The organism is Pseudorhodoplanes sp. (assembly GCF_050250235.1).
Classification (GTDB): Bacteria; Pseudomonadota; Alphaproteobacteria; order Rhizobiales; family Xanthobacteraceae; genus Pseudorhodoplanes.
In genome coordinates, this window is sequence record NZ_JBFWPA010000258.1 from 1 (window position 1) to 4,894 (window position 4,894).

A 4,894-nucleotide genomic window follows, 5' to 3' on the forward strand; every position below is an offset into this window, starting at 1 on the left:
CGCTGCGGCTAGCGCTTTTTGCGCCTTGGCGAGCGTCGATGAAACCTGCTGGATCCTAGGGAGGTACGCTGGCGGCAGCTTGTTTCCTTTGAGTAATTTTGCCGCTTGCTCAACCAGTTTGAGCAACTGCGTATTTATGCGCTCGGCGCGGGTGGCGATCTCCTCGGTTTTCTTCAGGAGCGGATCGATGAAGGGAAGCAGGCCTCCTTTAAGAACGGGTACAATAACCTTGTCCCACAAGTTCTCGGTACCGGTGGCTTTGAGCTTGTCGGCAAGCCCCAGCAGACGGTGCAGCGAGAGCATGCCATCAAGCCAATTCTGTGCAGCCGAGAGAATTTGGCGCGGCAGTTCCTTGACAGCCGTGTCGATCGCCAGTGCGCCCTCGGTCAACTTGTCTTTGAGCGACTCCAGCGCCGCGCTTCCGTCGAGTATCGGCTTGCCGACCGTTTCGTAGTACAGCGCATTTTGAGCGCGACGCCGGCTCTCGCCATCGAGCAGGTTTATAGTGACGCAGCTCTGCCCGTTGTTTGGCGCCGGAGGAACGAAGTTTTCCCAAAAGAAGCCGAAAACCGGTGAAATGACCGAAAACTCCTCGGCGAGATTTTCGACGATTTCAATCGGCTTTGCATCTTCTTGAATACAAAGCTCAACGGTAAAAAATGCCTGGATTTCGGCTGCTAGCTCGGTCTTCAAGTCTTCGACGACCGATTTTACTTCCGCGGCAAGGCCTTTGATCCCGTCTTGGATCGCGCCCACAAGATTGTGGACAATAGCGGGGGTCGGCTGGTCGGCGACCTTTTCGATCTCTGCGACAAAATCGCGGGATGCCTTCGCTACCGCGCCTGTATCTGCCACGACGGCATCACGATTTTGAGCCTCGGCAGGCTGGCTTGCGTCAAACGACAAGATGGTGGCCTCTAGGGTGGCCAGGTCGGCGATCAGCCGGCGAAGCGCGCCGAAGAGGCCTGGGTAAAGGTCATTGCCGGTCAGCTCGAGTGTGGGCGATATGCTCGTGCCGTAGAGCTTGATTTGATCCTCTGTGGCGCTCAGGCCGCTTTCCATTGACACCCGAAGCCTGCTGACGACGCCAATGGCCGTGCTCTTGGCCTGTTCGGTGAAATCAAAGAGCGTGTAAGTAATGCGTTCGAGCATCTCGGGAGCGCCATCGACGAAGGAGAGCGCTCGCACGACATCCTTGAGCGGCACGATGCCGAACAACTTTGCCTGTGACAGCGCCTTGCCAAAGAATTCGAGCGGGTCGAACTTGTTCTGATGCGACGCTGGCAGCTGATATTCGAAGGCGGTCGTGGAGCTGGTTAGCGGGACTGCACCTTTGGCTTGCGCCGTCGCCACGGCAGTGCTCCGCAGCGGGATGGTTACCAGCGTTTCCCTCGTCGTGGCGATCTTCTCGGCGCTGCCGCCAACAGGCCCGCGCAGTCGCGACACCGAAACGACCTTGTTGTTGGGCGTTGCGATGGCGCCTGACGCGTTCGCCCGATCCTGCAGCGCCAGGTGCGTATTGCCCAGCACCGCCAGATACATCTCTGCATCATTGCGCCCTGGCGTGAAACCATGCTCGAGGAAATGGCGGTCGTGGCTCACCCGCGTGAAGCCACTGCTCTTTCCATTCATCGTGTTGAGCGACTGGATTTCGACGTTCGCCGTGGCAATCGCAGGATAGAAGGGAGGCTGATCGGCGCCTTCCATAGTCGCATCCATTACGAAAGCGCGTTGGGGAGGTGAGCCCGTGTCAGTGCCGATGTCTCGCGAGTGTACGCCGAACAGCCAGCTTTCGGTCCGGAACTCAGTGTCGCCGGTGTCGCGCGACGGAGCATATCTGAGACGTTGTCCCCGCGCTGTGGCCGTCCGCGCCTCTGGCTGCAGATAGGGCCCGGTCGTCCCGCTGCCGGACTCTTTGTTGTAGAATGCGATGAGTTCGGAGACGGCGATCGGGTCATGAACGAGCGTGTTGTCCGCGACAACAAATGGCATTGCCATGCGGTCGGATTCGCTGCCGTCCGGATACTGCAACACGTATTCAAACTGAATCCACTGACCATTTGCTCCCGTCGGAATGAAAGCCGATGCGCCGAGCTTTTCGGCCCGAGGCACCGCGTTTGGATACTCGGTCTTGAAGTCATTCGCGAATGGGTCGGCGATATCCGGGGAGCGCGTGGTAACGATACGCACGCCGGTGTAGGGGAGAGCCCTGCCCCCGAATGGCTGGCCGAGCGCCGGGAACGACTTGACGGGACGTCCCACAAGTATGAAGAAGCGCTGCGTCAGATAAGCAACGCTGGTTCCGTTCGGCTGCGCCGGGTCAGCATAGAACTTGCGCTCTGTTGCTTTGATCACAGAGCATCTATGTCCGAAAGGCAGTACGAATCCCTTGTATACAATTTCTACTTGCAGATCGCGACCCTGAAATGCCCTGTGTTTCCAACGTTCGACCGTGAGCGCAGGCCATAACGGAGTGCTGTGGTAGGCGTCGCTCAAGAAGCCGCTGGGAGGATCCCATTGCCCCTCCAGATCGACGTTTGCGCCAAGACTGCCAAGAGTAATATCTATGCGCTGCAGCGGCCGCGGGGAGTAAACGCCTTCTCTACCATAGGGTCCGATCGCCGTCGTATAGGCCGAAGGCAAAGGCAGGATAGACGGATCGCCCGACTTTTGGTCATTATCCAGCTTCTTCGGGGTCAGCGGATCGCTCAGGTCTGCGGCCGGGACCGGCAGGAGCGACGGAAGTCCATATACTGAGGACAGCATCACAAGTTCGTATCGATCCCGCGCGTCCTGCGACATACGAAACGGATAGGCGTAAGATCGGCGCCATTTCACAAATGGGCCTATCTGGAATTGCCGCCAGTATTTTCCGGCCGGGAGCCACGGCGCTAGATTGGAATGCTGCGGATGCTTGCGCTCCGAGACGTCGTCATGGAAGAAAGTTTCGTAATTTGCCGCGAAGTCCGGCGACCAGATCGCGCGGACATCGCGACCGCCGTAGACCGGATCGAGGCGCGCGCGAAAGAGCGGTACGCCCCGCTCGATCGCCTCGTGATCTGGGGAGGGTGACGTGATCCAGCGGGCATCGGCGGATGGTGAAAGCTGCAGGCGATAGGGAAACTCGATTGACGTTTCGTCGTCCGTAGGAGCGCCATGACGCGCTAGCGACGCTCGAATGGCCGCCATCTTGCCGACCAGTGGCGTTGTCGGTTCAATTCCAGCGACGTCGAGTTGCGCCTTCAGCGCCACGTTGCGCCCGAGCGCACGCGTTGCGACCTTAGTCCTCAGTCGGCTCCACTGCGTCAGGGCGTCGAGAGAGAAGGCCAATGGCAACACCGGTTCTGCGCCACGAACCGAGACGCAATCGGCGGAGCAATTTTCATTGCGCGGAAACTCGAACACGATACGCGTTTCGCCGGCAGCACGGGCCTCCACGAGATGATCGAAGATCTCGTTCATCTCATGGATCGAAACGTCATGGTCCTTGTCACGCTCTTTTCGGGCCTGCTGCTGGTTGGCCTTTAGATTGGTTTCCGGAAATTTGAGCGTCTCCGCGAAGTCCGCTTGATCCGAGTTTTGATATATCCGGTGCTTGTCCAGCGGAACGCGGTTTTCCTCTTTCGGAACGTTGCATTCAGCTCCGACGCGCAAGAAGGCCTTCTCGGCTATATGCTGAGGCGGGAAGTGGACAACTAGCAGCGGGTCATCTGCGTTGACGACCGCGACCGAAGCGATCTTCTTTGTACAGTCCTCGATTTCGGCTTCGTCGGGGCGGGACTCAAGATAGAGCCGTCGAAAGCCAAATTTCAGGTCGAGCAAATCGGAGGCTCGGTGGACCCGCAACACGCTCCTGCGATCGAGCATTCCTCCAAAGACCGGGGCATCTCCGAGAATGTAGACGAAGTCGGCCGTTTTGTGCGGCTCGTGGTCAGCATGTTCTTGGAGACTGAATTGAACGCAGGTGTCGCGAAAATCGAACCGGGAATAATCTGCATGATGCAGGGGCACGTAGGCGTTATGCAAGACAGCCGAGTAGCGGAAGGCTTTTACCTTCCCACCTTCAGTGCTGGCCACTTCATGATCGCCGCGTTTGCTGACAGTGAGATGAACATGTCCGCTTGCGATCAACGTCGCCTTGTCAGGTGCGTCTCCGATGAGTGCGGTCGATTGCTTGTCGCCTTCAAAGGCGATGCGGTAAAATGCCGACGCCAGCGGCAATTCAGGCCAAAGCGCCTTGTCCTCTCCGCTTTTTGGCAAGAACATGAGTTGCCCTTCGAGCGAAAAAGCCGCAGCCAGCCGATAGGTGGCCTTCGATTTTCCGGCGTACACGAAGACGGCGTTGCGCGATATGGCCCCGGTAACCTTCAGCGTCGTCGACTTGGCTGTCTTGCCGATCGTAATGTCGCCTGCGACATCGAGACTGCCTATGGTCCTTACAACCGTCACAGGACCAGATCCGACGTTCGCTCGGATCGTAGCAAGTGCGATGGCATTTGCTTGACCAATTGGCCCGTCATCCGACGGGCTTTGTAGCCAGTAGAAGTTCAGACGCCTTGCCAGCAGCCGTGCGTCTTTTGGACCAATTTGGATTTGCTGGGCTTCATCGTCGAATTGGAAGACGTTCTCGAAACGCGAGCCCGCATAGCCGTTTGACGGTGTCGCTTTGCGCAATCCAAACGTCGCCGTCTTGGATAACTGAATTGTGCCGAACGGAAATGCGTTCGACAGCGCAGCTAGGGCAGATGAAACTCCATGCCCCGAGCCGCTCGATTTCACTGAGGGGAAGGTTAAATCCATCAGCCAGTCGGCGAGGAGGAGCGTTTGGCGCATGCCGATTTCGCCAAAGTGGAACGCGATCTGCCACATTCCTTCCGATTTGAAGACGATGATT

General features: G+C 58.0%; 1 protein-coding gene. It reads right to left on the minus strand.

The genetic code is table 11. The features are described 5' to 3' along the window. Positions 1-4,869: hypothetical protein (locus AB7F49_RS38130; protein WP_428532831.1), on the minus strand; the 4,869-nt coding region annotated here is incomplete at its 3' end. Between the last annotated feature and the right edge of the window lie 25 nt (positions 4,870-4,894).